The 21,881-nt window shown below is 41.4% G+C and carries 28 protein-coding genes and 2 pseudogenes; 3 read left to right on the plus strand and 27 right to left on the minus strand.

Annotation, left to right across the window (positions count from 1 at the left end; translation table 11 throughout):
- The 4 genes and pseudogenes from C161_RS27495 to C161_RS27510 all read right to left on the minus strand — a co-directional run.
- On the minus strand, window positions 1-1,170 hold a 1,170-nt coding region (locus C161_RS27495; protein ID WP_036674212.1), incomplete at its 3' end, for a hypothetical protein.
- Between the two features lie 653 nt (window positions 1,171-1,823).
- Window positions 1,824-2,033 (minus strand): hypothetical protein, encoded by a 210-nt coding sequence (locus tag C161_RS27500; RefSeq protein WP_036674218.1) that lies wholly within the window; start codon window positions 2,031-2,033, stop codon window positions 1,824-1,826.
- 274 nt (window positions 2,034-2,307) lie between these two features.
- Window positions 2,308-2,952: a hypothetical protein gene (locus C161_RS27505; RefSeq protein WP_036674220.1), complete on the minus strand. Its 645-nt coding sequence runs from the start codon at window positions 2,950-2,952 to the stop codon at window positions 2,308-2,310.
- Between the two features lie 61 nt (window positions 2,953-3,013).
- Window positions 3,014-4,301, minus strand: a pseudogene (locus C161_RS27510) (site-specific DNA-methyltransferase).
- A gap of 93 nt (window positions 4,302-4,394) precedes the next feature.
- On the opposite strand from C161_RS27510, the gene C161_RS32530 reads away from it, so the two are divergent.
- Window positions 4,395-4,652, plus strand: a complete 258-nt coding sequence (locus tag C161_RS32530; RefSeq protein WP_156946179.1) for a hypothetical protein — start codon at window positions 4,395-4,397, stop codon at window positions 4,650-4,652.
- 244 nt (window positions 4,653-4,896) lie between these two features.
- On the opposite strand, the gene C161_RS31770 is transcribed toward C161_RS32530, so the two are convergent.
- The 8 genes from C161_RS31770 to C161_RS27550 all read right to left on the minus strand — a co-directional run bounded on the left by C161_RS31770 (window position 4,897) and on the right by C161_RS27550 (window position 13,405).
- Window positions 4,897-5,748 carry a hypothetical protein gene (locus C161_RS31770; RefSeq protein WP_051449986.1) on the minus strand — a complete coding sequence of 284 codons (852 nt, stop codon included), beginning with the start codon at window positions 5,746-5,748 and terminating at the stop codon, window positions 4,897-4,899.
- Between the two features lie 283 nt (window positions 5,749-6,031).
- On the minus strand, window positions 6,032-6,643 hold the full coding sequence (locus C161_RS27520) for a restriction endonuclease (protein WP_084650500.1): 612 nt from the start codon (window positions 6,641-6,643) through the stop codon (window positions 6,032-6,034).
- A gap of 39 nt (window positions 6,644-6,682) precedes the next feature.
- Window positions 6,683-7,819, minus strand: a complete 1,137-nt coding sequence (locus C161_RS27525; protein WP_036674223.1) for a PIN-like domain-containing protein — start codon at window positions 7,817-7,819, stop codon at window positions 6,683-6,685.
- Between the two features lie 411 nt (window positions 7,820-8,230).
- Window positions 8,231-9,688, minus strand: coding sequence for a DEAD/DEAH box helicase family protein (locus tag C161_RS27530; RefSeq protein WP_051449987.1), 1,458 nt, complete (start codon window positions 9,686-9,688; stop codon window positions 8,231-8,233).
- Entirely contained in the window at window positions 9,678-10,406 is a 729-nt protein-coding gene (gene terS, locus C161_RS27535) for a phage terminase small subunit (RefSeq protein ID WP_051449988.1), read from the minus strand. Before terS ends, C161_RS27530 begins: the two co-directional genes overlap by 11 nt.
- Before the next feature lie 262 nt (window positions 10,407-10,668).
- Window positions 10,669-11,229, minus strand: a complete 561-nt coding sequence (locus C161_RS27540) for a tyrosine-type recombinase/integrase (protein ID WP_036674230.1) — start codon at window positions 11,227-11,229, stop codon at window positions 10,669-10,671.
- A 630-nt stretch (window positions 11,230-11,859) separates the two neighbouring features.
- Window positions 11,860-12,633, minus strand: coding sequence for a hypothetical protein (locus C161_RS27545; RefSeq protein ID WP_036674231.1), 774 nt, complete (start codon window positions 12,631-12,633; stop codon window positions 11,860-11,862).
- 136 nt (window positions 12,634-12,769) lie between these two features.
- Entirely contained in the window at window positions 12,770-13,405 is a 636-nt protein-coding gene (locus tag C161_RS27550) for a hypothetical protein (protein WP_036674232.1), read from the minus strand.
- Between the two features lie 82 nt (window positions 13,406-13,487).
- Here C161_RS27550 and C161_RS27555 point away from each other — a divergent pair, with 82 nt between their 5' ends.
- Window positions 13,488-14,213 (plus strand): hypothetical protein, encoded by a 726-nt coding sequence (locus tag C161_RS27555; RefSeq protein ID WP_036674237.1) that lies wholly within the window; start codon window positions 13,488-13,490, stop codon window positions 14,211-14,213.
- A 38-nt stretch (window positions 14,214-14,251) separates the two neighbouring features.
- Here C161_RS27555 and C161_RS27560 read toward each other — a convergent pair whose 3' ends face one another.
- From C161_RS27560 to C161_RS27610, 11 genes are all read right to left on the minus strand, one after another.
- Window positions 14,252-14,632 (minus strand): YopX family protein, encoded by a 381-nt coding sequence (locus tag C161_RS27560; RefSeq protein WP_051449989.1) that lies wholly within the window; start codon window positions 14,630-14,632, stop codon window positions 14,252-14,254.
- A complete protein-coding gene (locus C161_RS27565) occupies window positions 14,619-14,861 on the minus strand; it encodes a hypothetical protein (protein WP_036674239.1) in 243 nt (80 codons plus the stop codon). The genes C161_RS27560 and C161_RS27565 overlap by 14 nt, the downstream gene beginning before the upstream one ends.
- Window positions 14,848-15,285 (minus strand): YopX family protein, encoded by a 438-nt coding sequence (locus C161_RS31775; protein WP_051449990.1) that lies wholly within the window; start codon window positions 15,283-15,285, stop codon window positions 14,848-14,850. Before C161_RS31775 ends, C161_RS27565 begins: the two co-directional genes overlap by 14 nt.
- Before the next feature lie 42 nt (window positions 15,286-15,327).
- Window positions 15,328-15,759 carry an ASCH domain-containing protein gene (locus C161_RS27575; RefSeq protein ID WP_036674240.1) on the minus strand — a complete coding sequence of 144 codons (432 nt, stop codon included), beginning with the start codon at window positions 15,757-15,759 and terminating at the stop codon, window positions 15,328-15,330.
- A 16-nt stretch (window positions 15,760-15,775) separates the two neighbouring features.
- Window positions 15,776-16,096, minus strand: coding sequence for a hypothetical protein (locus C161_RS27580; RefSeq protein WP_036674246.1), 321 nt, complete (start codon window positions 16,094-16,096; stop codon window positions 15,776-15,778).
- Between the two features lie 37 nt (window positions 16,097-16,133).
- Window positions 16,134-16,340, minus strand: coding sequence for a hypothetical protein (locus C161_RS27585; protein WP_036674248.1), 207 nt, complete (start codon window positions 16,338-16,340; stop codon window positions 16,134-16,136).
- Window positions 16,341-16,480: 140 nt separating this feature from the next.
- The gene (locus tag C161_RS27590; RefSeq protein ID WP_036674250.1) at window positions 16,481-17,479 is read right to left on the minus strand and encodes a DNA cytosine methyltransferase; all 999 of its coding nucleotides are present in this window, start codon (window positions 17,477-17,479) and stop codon (window positions 16,481-16,483) included.
- A gap of 88 nt (window positions 17,480-17,567) precedes the next feature.
- Complete coding sequence (locus C161_RS27595; protein WP_036674253.1) at window positions 17,568-18,233, minus strand: HNH endonuclease; 666 nt, start codon at window positions 18,231-18,233, stop codon at window positions 17,568-17,570.
- Between the two features lie 60 nt (window positions 18,234-18,293).
- Window positions 18,294-18,476, minus strand: a complete 183-nt coding sequence (locus tag C161_RS27600; protein ID WP_036674255.1) for a hypothetical protein — start codon at window positions 18,474-18,476, stop codon at window positions 18,294-18,296.
- Between the two features lie 13 nt (window positions 18,477-18,489).
- Window positions 18,490-18,669 (minus strand): hypothetical protein, encoded by a 180-nt coding sequence (locus tag C161_RS27605; RefSeq protein WP_036674261.1) that lies wholly within the window; start codon window positions 18,667-18,669, stop codon window positions 18,490-18,492.
- A gap of 78 nt (window positions 18,670-18,747) precedes the next feature.
- Complete coding sequence (locus C161_RS27610) at window positions 18,748-19,179, minus strand: hypothetical protein (protein WP_036674269.1); 432 nt, start codon at window positions 19,177-19,179, stop codon at window positions 18,748-18,750.
- 142 nt (window positions 19,180-19,321) lie between these two features.
- Here C161_RS27610 and C161_RS27615 point away from each other — a divergent pair, with 142 nt between their 5' ends.
- Entirely contained in the window at window positions 19,322-19,534 is a 213-nt protein-coding gene (locus C161_RS27615; RefSeq protein ID WP_036674278.1) for a helix-turn-helix domain-containing protein, read from the plus strand.
- 28 nt (window positions 19,535-19,562) lie between these two features.
- Here the strand turns inward: C161_RS27615 and C161_RS27620 are convergent, their stop codons facing one another.
- The 4 genes and pseudogenes from C161_RS27620 to C161_RS32655 form a co-directional block, all read right to left on the minus strand.
- Entirely contained in the window at window positions 19,563-19,856 is a 294-nt protein-coding gene (locus C161_RS27620) for a hypothetical protein (protein WP_036674285.1), read from the minus strand.
- A complete protein-coding gene (locus tag C161_RS27625) occupies window positions 19,816-20,328 on the minus strand; it encodes a DUF1064 domain-containing protein (RefSeq protein WP_036674287.1) in 513 nt (170 codons plus the stop codon). Before C161_RS27625 ends, C161_RS27620 begins: the two co-directional genes overlap by 41 nt.
- Window positions 20,328-21,458: a DNA polymerase III subunit beta gene (dnaN, locus tag C161_RS27630; protein ID WP_036674289.1), complete on the minus strand. Its 1,131-nt coding sequence runs from the start codon at window positions 21,456-21,458 to the stop codon at window positions 20,328-20,330. Before dnaN ends, C161_RS27625 begins: the two co-directional genes overlap by 1 nt.
- A gap of 128 nt (window positions 21,459-21,586) precedes the next feature.
- Window positions 21,587-21,881: pseudogene (locus tag C161_RS32655) on the minus strand (DNA replication protein); the annotation flags it as partial.

Genomic DNA, 21,881 nt, shown 5'->3' on the forward strand with positions numbered 1-21,881 from the left:
CCGCTTCCAGAAACGTTTGGTCACGTTCCGGGCGGACTCTACAGACTTGATATAAATTTGTGTATCCACAGAACTATAGGTTTCCGTGGAACCTTGATGCCTTGAAAGTAAGGTGAGCAACGTTTTCAGTCCAGTTGCCATCTGCGTATCGATGATATCAATCAATTTCTTGATATCAATCATCGGGCCTGAGTTGCCACCCTTCAAATATTCTACTTTTACGCTATCCCAATGAATCATCGCATCGTCTGGATTCAAGGAGTTGAAATGACTCATGAGTTCGGTCATGCGTTCTGTTAACCACTTCTGCTGACCTTCAGGATTGTTTTTGTACTGATTAGGCATATTCTTCAGTAATACTTCCTCAACCACTGATATATCGAGTCTTGGATATCCTTGATTGTGGACTACAGCCTTTAAATCCTGCAACACTTGCAAATGGAAAAATACCGCTTGAAGAACTGGTAATATCGGTGTTCGCCCATAAGGATCATCAATCATCGGATCAAACTCTTCATAAATAAATGTCGGCGTGTCAATCTTCTTATACAGCCCAAACCATTCTTCACCAGAACGAGGACGTGGATTCTTGATGTATTGCCAAGGAACAAGCCGATTCGTCCCCTCTTCTCGCCTGAACCAAATTGTCGCAGGATCGACAGGTATGATATCAATTACATCATTACAGCGCTCGTTTAGAACTACTTCACCAGCACAAGCCCCACGTACCATAATCATCATCCGCTGAATTGTATCAAGCTTATCTAGCGACCTTCCATGCTGATAACCAGGTGAAGGAAGTGGAGAATCCAGTAAGTTCTTGATTGCATCTAACGTTCGCTGCCCGTTCTTGTCGTCACCACCACTCTGCTTCTTTGCTGTAAAAGCAAGAGGAGTGTCACCCATACGCAAAAAATTGTAGAGCGCATGCGAAATATCGGGATGAACAGACACAAGAATCTCAAGCAATTCCTCGGCTGTATGGTTTTGGAGTTTGGTCAGATCAATATTATGAGCGCTCTGGTACTTTTTCGGGAGCCAATTGAATATATCCCATCCGTTTGATGATCTTGGAGAGGTCAACCTGCCAATACCCATCATCTGACGCTTTACTGCAGCTGGAAGAACCGAATTAGCAAATGAATAAATGGCTTTATGATACCATTTCAAAGTTTCACCTCCAGATATAAAAATAGAAGGCAGGAAAAGTTTCCTTACCTTCTAAAGTTCTTCATACTTCTATGGATTAATAATATCATCGAGTTACTATAGTGTTACTACGGATTTAATCAGCAATCCTCATACATTCATCACCATCCCCAACAGGTACTTGCAATGGATCAAAGATCAATCGAAATTGGCACCTGAACAAATGCGAAGATCTACTCTGTATGTTTCGAGCTGTTTCCTCTCGAAGTGAATGGCAGCAACGAGAATGATTTTCTAACAGCTTTTAACAGACATATTTGCACCTCAACCCTTTTACAATACCAATTTTATTCATTTCGCTAACCATCCAGATTCATCACCACCCCAGCACGAAAAAAGCATGGATTATTAACTCCATGCTTGTCCATCAAATTTTTTGGTCATTAACACACTAAGAAAAACATAATTTTAAAAAGGAGGGAGGGGAGAATTTGAGAAAAGTAAAACGAATCACTATCAGTTTACTCGGTGTAAGTATTTGTATTGAGTATGCATAATTAACTGTTTTCATCTGGGGTGGAGCTAGTATCTCTGCCCCTTCAGCCTCCCTCACTAACTTCTTATTACATATGTATTTACTAAAGCTGAAAAAAGTACTTTTATTATTTTAGTGTTTAAAAATCGTCTTGCTGAAGCTTGATATCCAACTCGATGAAACGTTCCAGATCTTGAACAGTCTGCATCTTTATATTTCCAGCCTGCAGGTCTTTCACCCACTGGGCAATCCCCGCCTTGACGATTTTTCGATACTGTTCCTTTGACTCAAGGATGCCCTCCATGACTTCAAGCTCGTGCTGCAACAAAATTTCATCTGGTGTTCTCATGTGTATCCCTCGGCTTTCCTGTATTATGGAATGCGAGATAGCGGATGTCTGCAAAATGCCACGCGTGGCGGGCCGCTATCTCAGCCGGGGGATACCCTGGGTGTTAAGGAGGACGTTACTGCGTCTTCCTTTTAATTTTGCATGTTTAACTTTAATGGGAGTATTCTGCAGAAGAAAAATAAAAAACACCTATATAATAGGTGCTGAAATAGACTTATAATCTTCAGTTAAGGTGAAAATAGCTTTCATATCATCGTTAGTTTTCTCTCACTATTCATACCCATAAAATGATTAAGATAATAGCAAGTAAGCAATTAAAAATGATACTTAAAACCAAAACAAAGCTTTTCCATTGTGGCTGTGATTTATGAACAGGATTCACTAGCATTGCCAATCTTTTATTAAGTTTATGGAGAGCTTCATTCAACCAAAAGAAATGGGTGCATATTATCTCCTCTAGTGTTTTTTCTTGATTATATCCGTAATTAAGCGTTTCGGAGCTGGGAAGTTGAATATTCCCTTCCTCCTCATGCTGTATCATGAGTTCTCTAACTTCCGATGTGAGCATATAAATTTTACGCACTTCATTCTCCATAATTTGCTTATCCAAAAAAGGGGAAGCTTTTGCTATTACTTTTCTGAAAGTATTATCTACATTTCTAAACCCTTCTTTTATTGTCGAACTGATTCCTTGATCTGATTCATTTCCGAGAGTTAATGTTTCAGCGGTCAATTCAAATATATCTACGATAGTTAAATGCAGAGTATCAATTTTTCTTTCAAGATACTTCTCTTCACCTTTTCTGTTTAAATTACTCTTCCACATAAAATATTCTACGACTTTGTTAATGATCAGAACTACCAGAGTGGTTCCGGCGACAATAGCGGCACTTACTATAGGTATAATTTCCTTTTCCATATTATTCTCCTGAAGTTCATATTGAATTTAAATATGTGGGTAATTATACCATATTATTTCACTATATTATCAACACTGGCTTAATACCTGTAGTTTCCTGGTACCGCCGCTTGATGACATCACAGAATTTTGGATCAATCTCCATGGTTCTGCAACGACGATCCAATTGGTCGCATGTCATCAAGGTAGAACCACTACCGCCAAAGAGATCCACAATTGTATCCCCAGGTCGGCTGCTGTTCTTAATTGGTATGGCCAGGAGCTCAAGGGGTTTCTGCGTTGGATGAACGTATTTCCCAGCATCTCCACGGGATACCTCCCAGACCGTCGATTGATCAGGCTCTTCTACTGGCAGACCAGAACGCCAAACTGTAGTTTGCCGGCGGTCACCATACCAGCCAGGAGCCTTCCCTTTTATGTGGCCATAGAATATAGGCTCATGCTGCCAACGGTATTCGGACCAACCAAAAGATGCAGCATTCTTCACCCAAACGCATTGACTGCGCACCACAATGCCAGCATCGTTCATGGCATCCTCAAATTTCCGTTGATAGGAAGAGGGATGAAACACGTATATCCCAGCCGTTGTCTCCATCAAGCTGGAATACCTTTGAAAGACGGCATGCAAAAAGCCCGCAAATTCCTCTGCAGGCATGTCGTCATTTTGTATGCTGCTGCGGCCATCTGCAGCTAAGCGTGCTGAATCACTCTCGACAGCAACGTTATAAGGTGGATCAGTCACTACCAGGTCGGCCAGCTCCCCATCCATCAGGCAAACCGACATCCTCTTCACTGGTAGAATCTCCACACATCAATCTATGGGGACCAAGCTGCCATATATCTCCCCGCTTTGTTTCAGGAACCTGAATATTATCCAGGGCACCTTGAACATCGAAATCATCCTCAACGACTGGAACTTCAATCTCCGTATCTGGAACAGTACCAAACTCTGCAATCAGATCCTCAAACTCCTCCTGTTCAAAGCCAGACAATACCAGATCGGCTCCATCAGCCTGCAACTCACCCAACAATCTGCCCAAAGCCTCATCATCCCAAAGACCAGACACCTTGTTCAAAGCAATATTCAGGAGCCGTTCCTGCTGATCGTCCAGATCCACCACGGATACCTGCAGCTCAGTGTGGCCAAGCTCATGGACCATGATCTTATACCGTTGATGGCCACCGACCATATGCCCTGTGCATTCGTTCCAGACAATCGGCTCAACATAGCCAAATTCCTCTATGCTGCGGCGAAGCTTCTCATATTTAACATCCCCAGGCTGAAGGTCAACGCGAGGGTTGTAGGCTGCTGCATTAATCTGATCGATTGGCACGATTCTAAAATCCATTTTCATTCCATCTTTTACATTTATACCCTTGAATTTATTAATTATGAACTGTCCATAATATCTTCGAACCCAAATAAGAAAGGATGAAGAAAAATGCCAAACGAATTGCTTGAAACAACACTTGAAGCCTACCATGAAATCGATCATTGTGATTTTCACGATTGCACATTTGGAGAGCATGTTCCCTCACACACTGCTTATATTGATCCATTTAATCCGGGAAGTGCCCCAGCTAAACCATCAGCTCGCGCTCCACATGGATACCACTGGTTTTTAAACCCGAGACACGCGGATGAGCCAGGCGGTCATTTCCACGAACCTGAATGGGTACTTCATCACGAGCATCAATAATTCCTAACCAAAACACAAAAAGGAGAGATCCGATGAAAGGACTCTCCTTTTTGTGTTGAGTTGGTTTCAACGTTTAGGTGACCATCATATGCATGCGTAGGCTCACTCAGACGCTGTTCTCCGCTCTTCAATGGACTAATCCCTGCAAACGGACGTTCTCATGTTAAGAAGCTCAGAACGACTCACATTCCGTCATATGAATGCAAAAGAAAAAGCACCCCGAAGGATGCTCTAAGAAAAAAAATTAGTTATCATCTAACTCCAATCTTTCTAAATTAGAACTCCCGATAACAACAGTTTCAACCCCATGTTTGAACTCAATATTTAGTTTAGCGGTTACTGAAATGTCTCCTATGATTTCAATCACTGTTCCAATTCCGAATTCAGGATGTCTTAATTTCATTCCAATTTCTATTGGAAGTAACCTTTCCAGTCTTATCTTAGAATTAATAATGGCTTCAGAGATCATTCTCATTGTCTTATCCGTTTCTTTTGATGGTACTTTGATATCGGGATATTTTTTCTGTTCTTTCAGATCTCTTATATTAGATGACAATTCCGCAACAGTAAGTAGAAGTTGCGCCAACACCTGATCACTTGACGAAGTACTGGATAGAAGGTTCTCGATGACTAAACCTTCATGAACGGGTGTCATCAATTTTTCTGGATGAGAGAGAGCATTTCTTGCATATTCCACCAGATTATTTTTAGCAGCTTCAACACTATCCAAATCTTTATAATCAAACATGATAGTGCGTTGGTTCTTTACATCAAAAGGTAACGGGGTATTGATGTCACAGATTTGAACATACGGCTTTCTAAGCACGTGCCGTATTGCCAACTCATAATAAACATTAGGATTATTACCTGTAAGATCTGCAATAACAAGGTCAGAATTTATAATTGATGAGATGATCTGATGTGTAATTGCACCAGGATTACTGATTGTATCAGCTCTAACCACCTCTGATTCATCAAAACCGCACTCTTTCACACTTGGCAAAATGACATGTCTCAAAACCTGGTCAGCTCTTCTTCTAATTTCTGAGCCTGATTCTCCAATTGGTGAAATGACAAAACATTCTTTCTTCGACATGTTAACCCCCAAAATGATGTTTTATGACACAGGATTATTTTACCTCTTTTGGGCATGTCGGTCTACTACAGAACTGTTTAACGCCATCCCATCTGCCCCATACACAACCTTTGCACTTCTTTAGCCGCTTTCTGGGACGGATGTATTTCTTCTTCCGTCGTCTGCTGCTGATCACTAGAATTCCTCCAGTAAAAAAAGCCGATCCCGAAGGAACGACTTTGGCTGTAATATGTATAATATTTTTAGCGTAAAATGATTCACTTGCAATTCCTCATTAATTTTCTTATACACTCGTCTTTACATTTGCCGTTTTCTTTGAGGTAGATAATTTCTCTTTCATAACGAGTAACATTTCAACCAGCTCATCCCTAGCAATCAACCGTACCCCGTTTGATTTAGCAAGCTGATATGCCTGTTCGGTGTAGTTACTATTTGTAACAACCCATGCTCCATTTGCTCTGTAATGCGCCTTGGCTCCTTGAACTTCTTGAACAGCTTTCAACCCAACATTTTTCTTATATCTTTTGGCTTGCACGACGATTCGTTTTCCATCTTTGGATATAACCAGGTCGGCACCATAATCACCAGCAGCTTTTGTTACTTCTGCCTTAAACCCTTGTGAACGAAACAAATGTCCGAGGTAATGTTCGAACTGTACTCCATCCATCTGGTCGATTTCAGTTATGCCTGACCTTTTCAATCGTTCATTTCGTTTACGTTGAATACTCACCTTTAACACAATAACACCAACAACTCCAAGAAACCCAACGATGAGTGATGCTTGCCATGATCTTGTTACCGAATAGGTTCCAAGAATTCCTCCCAACATCGCCATACCAGCTAACCCCTGGAACAACTCTTCTTCCTGCTTCGCCTTACTTTTTCTTCTTGCCATTTTTTCTCCCCCAAGTATGTATATTGTCCTAAACACATTTCAACAAACTCTGCTCTCGCCAATGTAGCTCACATAGAATAAAGTGTTGCTTTCATTAAATTTTCTAATAAGGAAACTGGAATCGATTTCGTTATCAGTCTCAATTACTATCTTAAATTCTTCATCTACTCCTATAAAATCTTTGAATGGACCTTTTTCTCCTGACAACATTCTATCTATAATCCTTATATCGCCTAAATCAACTTTATTTATAAAATCAAATATATTATTTACTCCGATATTGATTAAGGATTTACAACTTAGTGTATAAACGAAAAACATCTCCAATGTCTGATGTTCCGAGAGATTTTCTACTACTTCCTTAGCCAAACCTGGTTTGAATTCTTTCATGAAATCACTTAATGAAACAATACAAATTGTTCTTCCTTTAGACACTTCATAAAATTCCTCAATTAACTCACGTCTTGGAGACACTGGCTTTTTTTCTTTCCCTGCCCCTGACTTGTAAAACCAATCTTCTTTGGCATCAGTAGTCACGAAAATCACATCAGAATTCAATGATAAAATGTATTGCCAAATAAAAAAATCTCCATATTTGTTTTCCGCTTTTCCCCCGTCACCACCGGTTAACGGAGGTATCTTAGCCTTTGCTCTATTTTCAGCATGCTGCAATAATCCTTTATCTTCGAAATCAATACTAAAATCAATCTTCTCAAAGAAGGGCTTCAAATAGTCCAAAACAATATCATCATTGAAAAGTTCTTTTAATTTATTTTTTATTTGATTAAGGTCTCCTTTGTACTTCTCACGACTAGCTGAGTAAGCCTTCTCACTTTCTACATATGTATTGTTGTTATCGATTAAACCTAACAACGGAAGAACAGATCCCAATTTCTTCGGATTTTGAATGCTACTTATTAGAAGATCTATCTGATTTATTGCTTCCATGATTTTAAGTGGTCTCTGATGAATAAACTCTTTAAATACTTGTGCTGGTATTTTTAGTCTATTTGCATCAGAAAGCTTGTTTAATGCCTCAAGAACTTCATGAAAAACAACATCTTTCCACTGATACGCAGAAAGCAATGCATTGGTATCGAAAACTACATTAGCTGTATTAATGATCTCATCAAGTTTCCTCGGTTTAAAAAAGAACTTCTCAATATTTTTAGTCATTTGCTATCCCCCTTCATATATTAAAAATAATACCAAATAAAAAAGCAGAAGAATAGGTCGGCATTTAACCGACCCCAAATCCTTTAAATTGTTCAAACCTTAACGCTGTACATAAAATACTGATCGTTTCATTTTTTCACGTCGATTCGCACTATTACTACTTCCCATTTCCCCACAACTGATATAATAGAATTCACCTTTATTGTCAAGGTAACTCCGTTGGATCATCTCACGTTGCACTGAAGACATCCTCACGCCATTCCAAATATATCTGCTGGTACAAGCCGAATAGTTTAAATATATTTCTCCGCAGTGCTATGGGCGTCTATCTTAATTGGCAATATGTTAAGCGTATGTTTTGTTAGTTATTTTTGCTTGAATCCCTCGTCTAGCTTGAGGAGTAATTTTATATTACCTTTTTACTGATACACCACCTATTGTCGGCAGCATTATTGATTGAGGCACACCCATTACATATTCACCGAATGTTAGAACGTATGCGTCAGCTCTGTCAGGGGACTTAAGACCACGTTTTTTCATTTCCTTCTTGCTCTCAAGGAGTATTTTACCCTTACTAGTCATTGACCATTTTCTTGCAGTCAATTGGGAAGTAAGTACATCGTCATCTGGTAATTGTAAAACGGCAGGATCACCATTCATATAATTGCTCATATTCTGCTCCAATTGCCCTTTGATGGATGCCCACATTTCTGCACCTAAGTTTCCGTAATGCTCATCCAATGAAGATGAACCGTTATTTATCGGGATGACTTCATAAGGCAATCCTTCTTCAGCAACGATCTCATTCAGTCGATCCGTCACTCCACCACCGACTCCGGTATCATCTATTCTGATTCTCGTATGAACGACTTCTGGGTACTGTGGCAGCAATTCTCTTATCAAGTTCAGCACCCATCCAGCAGTAACCATTGTATCTTTCTTGAAATGATGGTGTTCCCCAACCTTCACTGGCCCGATACCAGCATAAATAGAAGTCTCATCATCGCCAAAACGAGCAACGTCACAGCCGATAGTCAAGGTATCACCAACAGGTTCTAAGGTCACATCTTTCGCTGCAAATTCAGCCACTTCCAGAGCGATAAAGGTTTCTGACTCGCCCCGTGGAAACTCCCCTTCAACTCGGACACGCCATACGTCAGATCCTTTACCGTATTTGCGTTCAAGCATAGCTATGTTCTCTTTACTTGTACGAGGACTGTTAAGACAGGAAACTTTATGCGTGTTGTAATCTGCCCGGTCCCTGTTGTGAGAGTCATAAAAGACACCGCTTGTCCGAGTCGGGTTTCCACACATGAGCAACTTATTGAATTCACCCGAGAGCGTACCCAAGATAGCCTCCATAATACGATCTTCAACCCCGGACGCTTCATCCACAATAAAGAGCATGTAATCCTCGTGGAAACCCTGCATGTTCTCCGGCTTGGTAGCCGTCCGTGCTGTAGCAAACCATCGTTCCTCGTAATTTCGCATGTAAATCTTAGTTTTTGTCCACTTAAGTATCTTTTTGAGCACAGGGCTTTTCTCTTGCCATTTGCTAATCTCAGCCCACAAGACATCGTGCAACTGTTGACGAGTCGGTGCTGTGCAGATAACCTTTGGAAACGGGAAACACGAAAGGAACCAAAGTGCTACCGCAGCCTCAAGGCCGGTCTTACCAACCCCTTGACCAGACCGCACAGACACACGAGGATATCCAGCTATGTCCATCATCACTTCTGCTTGCCACTCATCAGGAGTGAACTTCAGCAGCTCCACGCAAAAAAGAACCGGGTTCTTCCGGTACTCAGGGATTCGCTTTTTGAATGCAGCAAATCTGCGTTTAGTTTGTGGAGACTCTTTACTCACCAGACTCCACCGCCTTTACCCAATCCTCGATTAGATCATCTTCAGTATCTCCATCACCGTTCTTCAGTTTTTCAATCTCAAGGCGGGTTTTATCAACTTTGGCCTGCATCTGATCCAGTTTCAATCTGCGCTCATCTTCCTGTGGTGCAATATCAAGGAATTGTTTGATGGCTCCCCTAATCTCACGCATAACTGTAGCCTCTGCCTTGATAAAACTAGCGTATTTATCCCAAGCGAATTGAATTTCCCATTCGTATTCATCTCCATACTCACCTGGTTTCTCCCTTTTCAACTCTTTGGTCATATCTTCATTGTCTTTAATGAAGAAGATACGCTGCGCCCAAATGATCTTACGGAATCCCTGGGTGATGTTATGCCAGATCATGTCTATAGGTTCCATTTGCTGAACAATATCTATGAGTTCTAAATACTCAGGGTCTTGCGGCTCGAACTTACGGAACAATCCATGTGTTACAGCTTTCTGATTTCCCAGAGGGCCGCCTTTGCCACCTCTGTTACCTTTAGCATTCTGATTGCCACGAGGAGCACCGGGTTTAGCGTTCGCCATCTTTCCTTCCCATTTATCAAGTGATTTCCACTTCCGGACTGACTCAGGTGTGATGCCCAACTTTTCCGCAATCTCTTTCGGCTTCATCACAGCGCCACTATCTTTCCAAATTTTGAACGCCTTCTTACGATTCGGATTCTGCTTCCTGCTCACAAAATTATCACCACTTTCATGTAATTGAGTTGGAATTCCTATTTAAGGTCAGTAATAGTCAAACGTTACTAATCAAAATAAGCCTCCGTCTGAATCGCAGGCTGTTGTTCTATACTCATATCCACTAAATAATGTAAGTTGACTGAAACATAAATGTAATAGTGTTTCACTCAGTTTAGGTATAAAATATTCTGTTTCTTCATCTAATGCCATGATATTTCTTTTATGAGTGAACTAATCGTTGCATTGTGTTTCACTCATTTCATCTCAACTTGAGAATTGCTCTGTCCATCATGTCCTGAGTTAGCCCAATATAGTCTAACGTCTCTCTTGGATCGCTGTGTCCGAACATCTCCATTAGTAACGCTAAATTCTCTGGATCGTCCATATACAGACGGTATGCCCAGGTCTTTCGCAATGAGTGAACGCCTATATCTTTCAATCTGAATTCACGAGCTGCTTCACTCAGAAAACGATATGCAGTGGTCCGATCAATCGGCTGTTTTCGCATTCGACTTACTGTTTTTATTTGGCGGCTTGGAAATAGACAATCATTCGGAAACATGTCCGCAGTGTACTCATCGAGATCTGATCGAATACTCGGATGAATTATAAATGTTTTAGCATGCTTGTTCTTTTGCTCTACCATGCTTATGTGAGTGCCTTTAGTTTGCCATACCCTAAGACTCAGCAAGTCAGAAACACGCAATCCGCTGTAAATACCCATACAAAAAAATAAGTAGTTTCGCATACTCCGTATATAGAAGTATTCCTTCATTCCATCTATAACCCGTTCATCACGGATCGGCTGTACCTTTCTCATTTATTCACCTTCTCTTGACCATGATTCGACTTCCAGCAGCGCGGCATAATACACATCTGAACAACCCCTGTCCAGGTTCCCAAACAACAGCCGCGACATTTCTCTGGTTGCTTGTCCGAAACCCTCGGGATAGCCGGTTCATTTCTGCTGTAAAAATGACCATCCATACTCTTCCCTCCAATACAAAAAGGCCGCTCACATGAGCGACCTTCTTATTTACGTTATTATATGGATTTAAGATATCATGGCTTTAATACGTATTTACTTCTATTTTCAAGAAATCCTTATCCTTTCTTGTTCAGGCAAAGTACCCTTGACGATACTGTGCTAATCTTCCCATTCAAGTAAGCGCCACGCCTTCCACTGTGACGAGGGTTGCTAACGCTTGCCCTGCATAGAGTATTTGATTTGTTATCATTGTTCACTCCTCAATTTTGTTATAGTGGAGAACGGGAAGGCTGGCGATAGTTTTCCCGTTCTCGCTACCCGGATATACTCTTATTCAGGCAGCCTTTTTAGTTGGCTGTGCAATCTTCACAGCAGTAGCTGCCACAACCGTTACAAAAGTTGCTTTTTTACTTTGTATGCTGGATGGCTTGCTGTAGTAACAACTTTTTTGCTCCTCATGAATCATTTATCCCAGACAGATGGTGGTGCAATACCAGTTAGTATTCTCGATTTTGCAGCCTTTTCGCGCTGAGTAATCTCTATACCAGTATTGTTTCCAGCATTCGGATACATTACATTATCTTTTTTTAAACTGTGAGAAGGTGTGATTTTAAATGTGGACCCATCATCATTTGGAATTAAAACTGTAGTTGATGGCCCAGTTGGATCAGAGTTATTTTGACCAGACACCGTACCAAAAAGAATATGTCCAATCTCATGAGCTAAAGCACTATGATTGTCCGATGTGTTTGAATCCTCGGCCATAATAATGTAATGATATACAGGATTTCCGACTTGGGGCCACGCACATCCAATGGTAGTACCGTTTGAGAATGTAGCAAAGGGTACATACCACACAGAAATCCAATTCCCAAAGAGATCGAGATCAACATAATCTCGATGTCTTCTTATGGCCATCTTTTCGCGAGCTTGGTTATTTGGGCCCTCATCATTTAAGAAAGAACTATCACAATCTAAATCATTTTGTTGCAGATTAATGTCATTCGCTTCTTGATGTGTTAAATCTATTGAACTCACACCCACAAGGGGAATGTCCCATATATCCCTTGCTTTCATCATGTCCGTTCTAAACCGATCACTTCCGTCCGGTTTTGTTTTTGCTGCTCCGGGAAAAAAGTATGCGATTACACCCCCAAAGTAGCGCACCTCTGCGTTTTCAGGGGACATACTTGTTGACTTGAAAACAGTGTCCAAGTGGCCGTTAGATATTTTCATAACTATATCCTCTTTTCAATTGTCGAGTTATACTGCTACTAAATCAATTATTTTCTATACGGTTCACTATTATTCACTCCAACACTACAATGTAATCAGAATCCCTTCCAGCATACAACATCGTTAGGGCTTCTAGTCACTTCGTTCTCGGGTTTAACAATCCTATTTCCCCCTCTTTATTACGCCCTCGCCCGTAATCAATTGTCACAAAATCCAAAGTGCGATTGAATTTAAGGCTGTTAGCAATGCCTGCTATTGCCCTGCGGCGTTTGTCTGCAAAGGTGGTTGCTGCAATGCCAGGAACGTCCTTGCGATATCCTTTTTCCATGTAAGCCTGTGCTTTCAAATACTTCTTACCTTCCAAGAATAGCAATCTGGCTGCTACACTCTCATGAGGGTCTTTGATGTTGTTTATAGCGAAGCGGACGTTATTGGTTATGAAAACGTACAGCTTGTAGTTTTCATGGCGTTTATCCTTCAAAATTACCGAATTTGCCGTTACATCTGCTGTCAATTCATGCCCAGATTCCCTTTTCGCAACCAATCCCTCAGCCGACAGAAGATCGTATGCAGACATTCCATTTTCGATTTGTTTGATTGCAAATTCATAGTTTTGAATGATATCAATCATGTCTACATATTTTCCGAGGAGCCATTTAGTTTTACGGATATCTTCCTTATCTACATCTGAGAAAAAATTGATCTGGATAATTTTATTTGTATCTTCTGTATCATTTTCATTAGAATTCAACTCAATTAAATTTTTAGACATTTTTATTATCCCCTTGTTAAGTATAATCTTGAACATATTGAAGAATTGTAATAACTTAAAACTAATGAAAGGAGGAATTATTTTGTCCCATAATAGTGCTGTGAAATTTTTCATATTGACTAGAGAATTAGAAAGGAAGTTTATACATGAACTATCAGTAATGAGAATAATGGTGACTAATAACAAAGGAGCTAAAATTACTTATACAGGGGCGTTCATATCAATTATATTAGCAGCGATTGCTCCTATTTATTCGATGATCAACGGAGTAAGGGCAGATGAATATTGGCCTCTTATTGTTTGCTTAAGCCTTAGTGCGTTTGCTTTATTTCTACTTCAATTATCGATTTGGCTATCACATTCGTTCATTAAATATAAATATCCGGAATATAGCCCTCTTTTTAAGAAAAAGAAAATTTTATTCAATTATGACTATGAATTTATATTTGCTTACAGGTGTGAACAAATTTTAGAAGTTTTTAAAGAGGAAGATTTTAAAAAATTAGATATTGATGAGTTAATTAACTTCTTTTCTGATAAAAGTACAAGTATAAAATCAAGAAGATGGACACCAATAACAATTATTAGTTTAATTATGTTTCCTCTTTGGAGTGAATTTATTGGTGCAAAAATTGGTCAGGGATGGGAGATGTTTGTTGTCTTATTAGCACTGTCAATCTTCGCTTCATATGTTGTAATACTAGTTAACAATATCTTGAGAATGAATCTACTTTCTCAAGCTAGGAAATATGATGATCTTGTAGGTGTCTTGAAAATAGTTAAGTCAGTATCAAAGAACAATACATAATTTTTGAAAGGTGAGGCAAAGGAGTCGTTGATACACCATCATTCTGTATCCGCTCCTTCCACACCCAACAATTCAGGGTTATCGTAGATATTTCCGATCACTTCTCCGTCTTCTATATATCCCAAGTGCAGTCCCATTAAAGGTTCTTTGCCTCTGAATAACTGGAACATGCCTCCGTATAACCTCACGACCAGATTTTCAGGCAATGGGCCGCTACTCTCAAAATTCAACTTACTTACTTTAACGATATCTCCATCGTAGTAATCAATACCCTTGCTGTCTTTCACCCCGGATCTAAGCATCAACACCATGTACGGTGACCATATGCATACCTTCAACCAGTTCCGTTCCAAGAACTCGTATGACATCTCTTTGGTTTCGGTATCCCATGCTCTCGCTCCAAATTCATACAGCGTCATGCTTATACGCTCCTTCCTCAACCAACTCAAATTCCGACAACACTAAATTCCCGTCCATATCCAAACAACCCACATATACTTCTCTACCTTGACTATCTGTCGCAAAGTATTCTTCTGTTTCCTCATACAAATCGGCGGTTAGCTCGTCGCCCTCTTTTACCTCGTACAACAAGTTTGTTCCGCTGTACGCTTGGAAGGGATCTGTGCATCTCACCTTAATCTGTTTCATGTTGTTCCGCTCCTTCCTTGGGAGCCAACAGCTCAGGGTTTTCGTGAACGTTGCCAATCCGCTTCTGCCAACTCTTGATATCAAACCCTGTCCAACCACCATTGCCTGCATTTAATTCATACGCGCTTAGCGGCACGCCTTTATATCTGCCTTGGTGTATGTCATAACAAATGACTTGCAATTCCTGATTCTTCGCATGAGGATTTGGTGTTAAGATGTCATCCTCGCACCACTCTTCGTCAGTTGTTCCATCCTTGATTCCGATAAATTGTCCAACCGTTTCTGGATCTACTGGAACCCATTCCGACTCTTGCTCAGTGCCACAATCGATCCATGACCCGCTTTCCCACTCCGACAGATGTCCATACACCATCTTTCCATGATGCTTGCCGTGGTCGATGGCTTTACCTCTGAATTTACGCATCTTGTATATCCTCCTTAGTAGGGAGAGGCCCTAGCCTCAACCCTAAAATTGGTTAGCTAAATTCCACAATCCTTGCTGCCCCTTAGCCGGAAGAGGTTTCATTAGCATCTTTACATCCGACATTTCCCATGCATATCGCCCTGGTTCAAAGTCTCCGAATTCATATTCAGGAGAGTAAACCAATCTGTTTCCTTCCAACTCATAACCATCTGTCCATGTATCCACCGATTTAAGGCAGTTGGTCAGTTTAGCAATCGCTACAACCGCGCCCGTTGGCAGGTTATCTACTGTGTATCCATGCTGTTCTAGTGCTGCACGAATTTCAGGATACTTGCAGGCATCCTTGTCGATCTTCTTCCCGGCATGGATGGCAATCTCGCCCCGATGCTTAGTAGGCCAGCTGCGTGTTTCATATTGTTTTGCTCCAATGGCGATAAGTGTCGCCCACGGCTGAATAATTGTTATAGCCTTCATGATTGTTCTTCCTCCCCTAATCCATTTGTCTATAAGCAGAGACGTCATATCCGTTCATGAATAGTTCTTTAGCGAAAACCGTGACTGCTTTGTCTCTGACACTCGCCTGCCCTGAGCTAACCGTAATCATGTATCCGTCACCTATCCAACGCCGCTTACCCCTGCAATACAATCCCGCTGCCTTTATTGCTTCCAGGACCTTGGTTTCCCGCGCCCTCGGCAACCGGATAAACACTTTATCCAGATTCGCTGTTCCACCATCCTGCATGCCTTCTGTCGCCGCTTGTGATGCCTTGTGCGCTGCTTTCAGATCTTCCGTGAATTTGTTATAGTCCATCTGTATATCCCTCCCTGGGAAAGAGGCCCTAAAGCCTCTATTTCCGAATTACGATACTGTCCGAATCAACATTGTCACTGATTCCGTCATAAATCGTGCTCTCAGCACTTACGCTGCCATCAGGCCATAACTTACCTTGACAAATATCTCCCTTGCGGAACACTTTTACGAACCGCCCCCAGTCGTCCCAATAGACATCCTTAATTACTTCAAACTCACAAGGTACTGATTTCCACTCGGACATGCGTGTTATCTCTCCTTTGGTGGGCCTAAACCCACCTTGATTTATCTAATAAATGTAAATCGAGCGGTACCCTCCCAAATTTATTAACTTTTCAGTGTGTGGTGGGAAGGGAAGGTATTCCCTTCCTCTGTTATGGGGTGCTATATGATCAACTGAAGCTGTCCCTCAGTTGTTGAGTTGAAATCGTTCTGTTGTTCTCCTGACGCCAATACTGCCTCGAATATTGCTTCAAGCACCTGTACAACAATCGAGTTGCCGGCAAGCTTGTATAGTGTGGCATTCCGTTTTCCCGGAATCGTGGGAAATTCAGCCGCTGCCTGGTCAAAATCATCGTCAGTGAATCCCATAAGCCGCCAACATTCTCGCTCTGTCAAATACCGATACGTGCCATCATCCTGCTTGATTATGCCTGCATTTGGGCAACGGTCCTGCCTGGTGGAAATGGTCCAACATCTATCATCGATCACATCCAAAGGCCGATACTTGCCATGGACACCAGGATTGAATTCTTCGATCCGACTCAGCATGGATGGAATATTGATTTGGTACTGTTCTCCAGTCACGTTTAATTCTAAGAACTCTTTGATATGCCTCATCGGGCTTTTCTTGAGCTGCCCGAAATCAAATGTCGATCCGTCCAACATGCTGATAGTAATAACTCTTTCCCGGCCTTGTGGTATCCCGAAATCCATTGCATTAAGGACCTCGAAGCTGTTGGTGTAACCGAGTTCGTTCATGCGGTTTAGGTACTTGTTGAAGCTGTGGATCATATCTTTGTCCCGTACACCCTTCACGTTTTCCCAGACAACTACTTTCGGCTTCCATTCGCCCATATGCTCAATGATTCGGAGCGTTTCCCACATTAAGGATGAACGCGTTTTGTCCTCGTCTTTACCACCTAATCGTTTGCCTGACCTTGAAAAGTCTTGGCACGGGCTACCATGCACCAGGATGTCAGGCCGAAGATTCCAGCCGACCACCGACTGCGGCTTGTGCAACCGATCATACATAGCGTTGTAGCTGCGTACGGCCTTTTCATCGATCTCTACATAATCAATCGACTTGTGCTCAACACCGAGATTGATAAGTGCCTTGCGTGGTGCCCCGATGCCGCCGAACAGTTCAAGTATCTTGATCATGTGTGTCTTGTCTCCCTTCCTCTGTTATCCAGAGAAACACAACTCCAAATAACGTTATAAATTCGTTGTTATATGAATTATTTGCATATTAATTATCGAAATGTCCGTATCCAAACGGGACTTGATGATTCTCTTCAACTCTTACAATATCGTTAATTAAAGCCTCGAAAATTGCGATTTGTTTATCATCCATCATTTCAATAAGCCGAACCTCTTTTGCTTTCAATGAACGCCCTGCCGCAGAAGAGATAAGTTCTTTAACAGGGTTTAACGATTGCTGTCGATTCTGTTTCTCCTGATCCGTTTTCCGCTGTGCCTCTTGCTTCCGGTTGTACTCATCCCAATCTTGTTCGTCAAACCAGAAATGGTCGCCGTATTTATCACGAAAGGCGGAAATCCAAAACTGGAGAAGTTCTTCGTTTGTTTGTATCCGATCATGACAGGGCCAACAAAGCCGGAGACCATTGGTTTTAACACCACGTCCTTTTCTGCCACGCGGATAGACATGATGGGTAGTTGTCCCTTCCGCAATCTTGCAGGATTCACAAATTCCATTTGATTCTTCGATAAGTTCAGCTATGACTTCTTTCGGGAAATCGCCGCGCTCCTTCGAGCCTGGTCTGGATTGGTGATGGGCTAAAATGTCCTTCTTCCATTCAGGCACAGGCTTTTTGTCTTTCTTACTCCGCCCGAAGCTGCTCACTTTCTTTTCTTTTAGTTTTTTCTCCGGTTTCCAGAATGTCTGATGGGCCATTTCTTCATCACCTTTCCTTCGTTTTTCCTGTGCTTATGCTTATATTTTGAACCTAATTCACTACGATTCCACTACGGATTTTATAGGTTCTAACAGACCAACTTGCTCTAAAACAGCATAGTGTGCTTGTCTCTCCTCAGCAGTCGCATGAACTCCGTTTACCGAGTATCCAACATAAAAAGCAATAGCTTGTTGCACTTCGATAGGTTGTTCATCGAAATTGTTCAAATCTACAGTACTCACACCCAAACCTCCTTTACAAAGCCGAAAATCGACTATGTTTTTCTTCAAATTTTGATTTTATATCCGGTGGTAAATCGCTGATCACTGCATCCCATGTATTCATCAGTTCTTTGTTATAGGAACTGAATTGTTTGATTTGCGCATACCTTTCAGATAAAGCTGTGGAGAATTCATCTTTCTCAGCTTCAGTCAAAGTAATAACCTCCCGTTTTAATTAGTTGGGATACAAAATTTATTAGATGAGGTAAGGAAAAATTTCCTCACTCCTCTCTTATTTAAGAATAATTTCACGAGAGTAGCTGTCCAAACGTAGTAACATGGTGCTGGTGCGAATGTTCTGTACATCGACGCAATCAATGTCGGAGAAATGTCCTGCCATAACCAAGCTTCCAAATAGTTCCCGAACGCTGCTGTCTTCAACAGGCATTTGACCATGACCTAATCGTCTCAAAATGTTACTGATTACGATTGAACGCATCTTCAGCGCTTCTGGAGTCAAGACTGTAGAAGGATGGGCAAGTCCCTTTTCTACTGCATCCCATTCTTTTTGTTTACGATCCAATTCAATGGACCGATTAGCATTCGCCTCTTGTTCAGAGCGGGAATCCTTCAGGTTAGCCGCAATGATTATGATAGGAAGTACAACTAAAGCGAGAACCGCCAGTACTACCAGAAATAAAAGCAATGTTTCGAATGTAAACATAATAATCAATCCTCTCAATTTTTATTCCTTATCGCATATCGATTTATTGATAAGTTAATAATATACGATATCGAATATAGAGTCAATACGTCTTGCTTAAAAATATTCGTTATCGTATAATTCCTTTGAAAGGGTGAATACTATGATTAACGCGAAACCAAATTTAATGCCTCTCTTAAGAGAAAAAGGGATTACCCAACAACAGTTGTCAGACATGACCGGAATCCCTCAGGGAACCTTAAGTCGATTTGATAGAAATACTCGTCATGAATCTACACATTTGTTTACTATCGCAAGAGCTTTGGGTATAGGAGTAGAAGATTTGTTTATAGTGCAGGAGCGAGAGGATAAGTAATCCTCTGTGCTCCTTTTTTAAATTCCATTTAGACGGGATTCTTAACTTCTGGAAGCTCCATCGTATCTCCCTCTTGCCTAAACTCGACTTGATTTGGGTCGTGTGTTGGTCCCCAATGACCGTTTTCTTGTAAGAGGCGTAATATGTCTCCGGCATAGTCTTCATCTGTGTTTACAACCAGGTATGTGTTCAACGCCGATTTGCCCTCTTCTAGACGAGAATTTTGAATTTTCCGCAAGATGCGACACAGCTCACTTTTATCTAGTTCGTCCAGATGCTTTTCAACGTCCTCGTTTTTGATTACGGTGAATTTGATTTGCATTTTGCTTTCTCCCTTCATCTTCTCGTTTTTTAAGTGCATTCGCCGCTCGTTTACGCGCTGCTTTTTCCTTCTTATATTGGGCAAGCGGTATGAATTCTCCGCGCTTTTTAACAAGTATATCTATTGGTAAACTCGGATATTTTGCTTGGAACAGTTTCAGTTTTACTCTGAAGGTGGATGTCTCTACTCCTTTGATATCCACCACTCGCTGACTCCCGTCCAACTCCATCACCAGAAAGTCAGCTATATAGGTAATCTTCGGCTTTTCCTGCAGAACGAATTTTGGGTGGCATTCGAAGTCTTGGATCTCCCCGAACATCTTCTGCTGGAGAAGGAACTGATAATACTCTCCCTCAGCCATGCTATCGAATCGTATACCAGTTATATCCAGATTGTGCTTCTTGACGATCCATTCCGAGAACAATGTCCCGTCTTCAGTAACAATCACTTTTGTTGCATTGTATTTGTTCATTACACTTCTTCCGTCCTATAAGGAAGTACAATGTGAACCGATCTTTCATCACTCTCATCCAGAATATAGATAGGTTTGACTTTACCTGAGCACACCAACGTCACTTGATCTCCATCCAATGCTCTGATGGCATCCATGAAGTATTTTGAGTTTAAGGCAACAGCGAAATCTTCACCGCTAAACGACAGAGGAACAATACTTTCGCTTGCCTTTCCAGTCTCTTTCCCTTGCCCTCGAATACTCATTTCATCTTCTGAAATGTTAAGAATTATTTTGTTGTGCTTGTCTTCCTTCGCAAGTGTGTAGATCATTTCAAGACAATTCATTAACTCTTTTTTATCTACTGTTATTTTGGTGACACCCTCTGGCACAACTGACATTCGGCTCACATCCGGGAAGGCACCTTCCAGTACCCTGGAGTAAAAAGTGAATCTGTCCGTTCTCGCAAATACGTGGACCACTTCTCCTCCAGCAGACTTCGAGAAACCAAATTCGATATTGTCTTTATCCAAAATTATCTTTTGGAGATCCCCGAGTGCCTTGGCCTCAATAACAGCTCCGCCTAATTTAGCAACATCTGTGGCATACTCCGTTTTCGCAAGTCGATGTCTATCTGTTGCTAAAATCCCTATCAGACCGTCATCAATATAAACATGCGCTCCTGCAAGTATCGCAGCGTTTTTCCCCGTTGGATCGGCTGCATAAGTTGCCTTTTTGAATAACCTTTTTAGTTCCCGACCAGTTGTCTCGAACAACTCGCTATCGTCGATAGTAGGAACTTGCGGAAATTCCTCAGCTTCGAAAATACCCATGTCGATTTCTTTCTTCCGGGACCTAATGATCGCTGTTGTTCCCTTTGTTTCAATGCTGACATCGCCATTAAGTTTCTTCATCATTTCCAATAACAGTTTAGGGATAGCGATTTGTCCATTTACCTCCACCTGTACGTCTTTGCTGAAGATGTACGATTGGATTGTTGTCCGAGTATCCGTCCCGGTAACTTTAAGACCTTCGCTGTTTGCCTCGATCAAGAAGCAATCAAGAATCGGCATGAGGCTCTTACTCGCAAAAGCTTTACTTGCATCTTCGAGAGCTTCAACTAGCAGCTCACTATCCACGACTATTTTCATAAGGTCGGATTTCCTCCTTCACAGCTCTTTTAGCATTAGGATTGCATGCTGGACAAGGACTCAACATCATCATTGCACCATTGAACTGGTACGTTACCTTTTGACCGTTACATGTTTTGCACATTCGGTTATCCCCTCCGTCTATTTCTTCCGCCCACTGGCAGTATTTTTACAAAAGGCTCAATCCGTTCAATAATTCGCTCCGCTTTCTTCTCATGCTGCTTTCTGTCCATCTCCTTGGCATCCTTTACATTAGCCAAGTGATATCTCAATTCTTTGATAGTCAAATTGGATGTGTAGATTATCGGTAGACGCTCCATGCGTCGCTGAAGTATCGGCCCAATCACTTCATCCCTTGTCCAGATGGTTAATGTCTCAGCTCCAATATCATCAAGTATCAGTACAGATGCTGTCCGGAGAGAA

The sequence above is a fragment of the Paenibacillus sp. FSL R5-192 genome (genome assembly GCF_000517845.1).
Classification (GTDB): Bacteria; Bacillota; Bacilli; order Paenibacillales; family Paenibacillaceae; genus Paenibacillus; species Paenibacillus amylolyticus.

Bases quoted from the DNA above. Each gene is read 5' to 3' on its own strand.
- C161_RS27580 (WP_036674246.1), bottom strand. From the start codon at position 16,096: ATGGACTATAACAAATTCACGGAAGATCTGAAAGCAGCGCACAAGGCA.
- C161_RS31770 (WP_051449986.1), bottom strand. From the start codon at position 5,748: ATGTCGAAGAAAGAATGTTTTGTCATTTCACCAATTGGAGAATCAGGC.
- C161_RS27590 (WP_036674250.1), bottom strand. From the start codon at position 17,479: ATGATCAAGATACTTGAACTGTTCGGCGGCATCGGGGCACCACGCAAG.
- C161_RS27620 (WP_036674285.1), bottom strand. From the start codon at position 19,856: ATGCAAATCAAATTCACCGTAATCAAAAACGAGGACGTTGAAAAGCAT.
- C161_RS27520 (WP_084650500.1), bottom strand. From the start codon at position 6,643: ATGGCAAGAAGAAAAAGTAAGGCGAAGCAGGAAGAAGAGTTGTTCCAG.
- dnaN (WP_036674289.1), bottom strand. From the start codon at position 21,458: ATGAAAATAGTCGTGGATAGTGAGCTGCTAGTTGAAGCTCTCGAAGAT.
- C161_RS27505 (WP_036674220.1), bottom strand. From the start codon at position 2,952: ATGGAAAAGGAAATTATACCTATAGTAAGTGCCGCTATTGTCGCCGGA.
- C161_RS27595 (WP_036674253.1), bottom strand. From the start codon at position 18,233: ATGGCCCATCAGACATTCTGGAAACCGGAGAAAAAACTAAAAGAAAAG.
- C161_RS27500 (WP_036674218.1), bottom strand. From the start codon at position 2,033: ATGAGAACACCAGATGAAATTTTGTTGCAGCACGAGCTTGAAGTCATG.
- C161_RS27560 (WP_051449989.1), bottom strand. From the start codon at position 14,632: ATGACGCTGTATGAATTTGGAGCGAGAGCATGGGATACCGAAACCAAA.
- C161_RS31775 (WP_051449990.1), bottom strand. From the start codon at position 15,285: ATGCGTAAATTCAGAGGTAAAGCCATCGACCACGGCAAGCATCATGGA.
- C161_RS27575 (WP_036674240.1), bottom strand. From the start codon at position 15,759: ATGAAGGCTATAACAATTATTCAGCCGTGGGCGACACTTATCGCCATT.
- C161_RS27625 (WP_036674287.1), bottom strand. From the start codon at position 20,328: ATGAACAAATACAATGCAACAAAAGTGATTGTTACTGAAGACGGGACA.
- C161_RS27585 (WP_036674248.1), bottom strand. From the start codon at position 16,340: ATGTCCGAGTGGAAATCAGTACCTTGTGAGTTTGAAGTAATTAAGGAT.
- C161_RS27540 (WP_036674230.1), bottom strand. From the start codon at position 11,229: ATGAGAAAGGTACAGCCGATCCGTGATGAACGGGTTATAGATGGAATG.
- C161_RS27565 (WP_036674239.1), bottom strand. From the start codon at position 14,861: ATGAAACAGATTAAGGTGAGATGCACAGATCCCTTCCAAGCGTACAGC.
- C161_RS27610 (WP_036674269.1), bottom strand. From the start codon at position 19,179: ATGTTTACATTCGAAACATTGCTTTTATTTCTGGTAGTACTGGCGGTT.
- C161_RS27525 (WP_036674223.1), bottom strand. From the start codon at position 7,819: ATGACTAAAAATATTGAGAAGTTCTTTTTTAAACCGAGGAAACTTGAT.
- C161_RS27545 (WP_036674231.1), bottom strand. From the start codon at position 12,633: ATGAAAATATCTAACGGCCACTTGGACACTGTTTTCAAGTCAACAAGT.
- C161_RS27550 (WP_036674232.1), bottom strand. From the start codon at position 13,405: ATGTCTAAAAATTTAATTGAGTTGAATTCTAATGAAAATGATACAGAA.
- C161_RS27615 (WP_036674278.1), top strand. From the start codon at position 19,322: ATGATTAACGCGAAACCAAATTTAATGCCTCTCTTAAGAGAAAAAGGG.
- C161_RS32530 (WP_156946179.1), top strand. From the start codon at position 4,395: ATGCCAAACGAATTGCTTGAAACAACACTTGAAGCCTACCATGAAATC.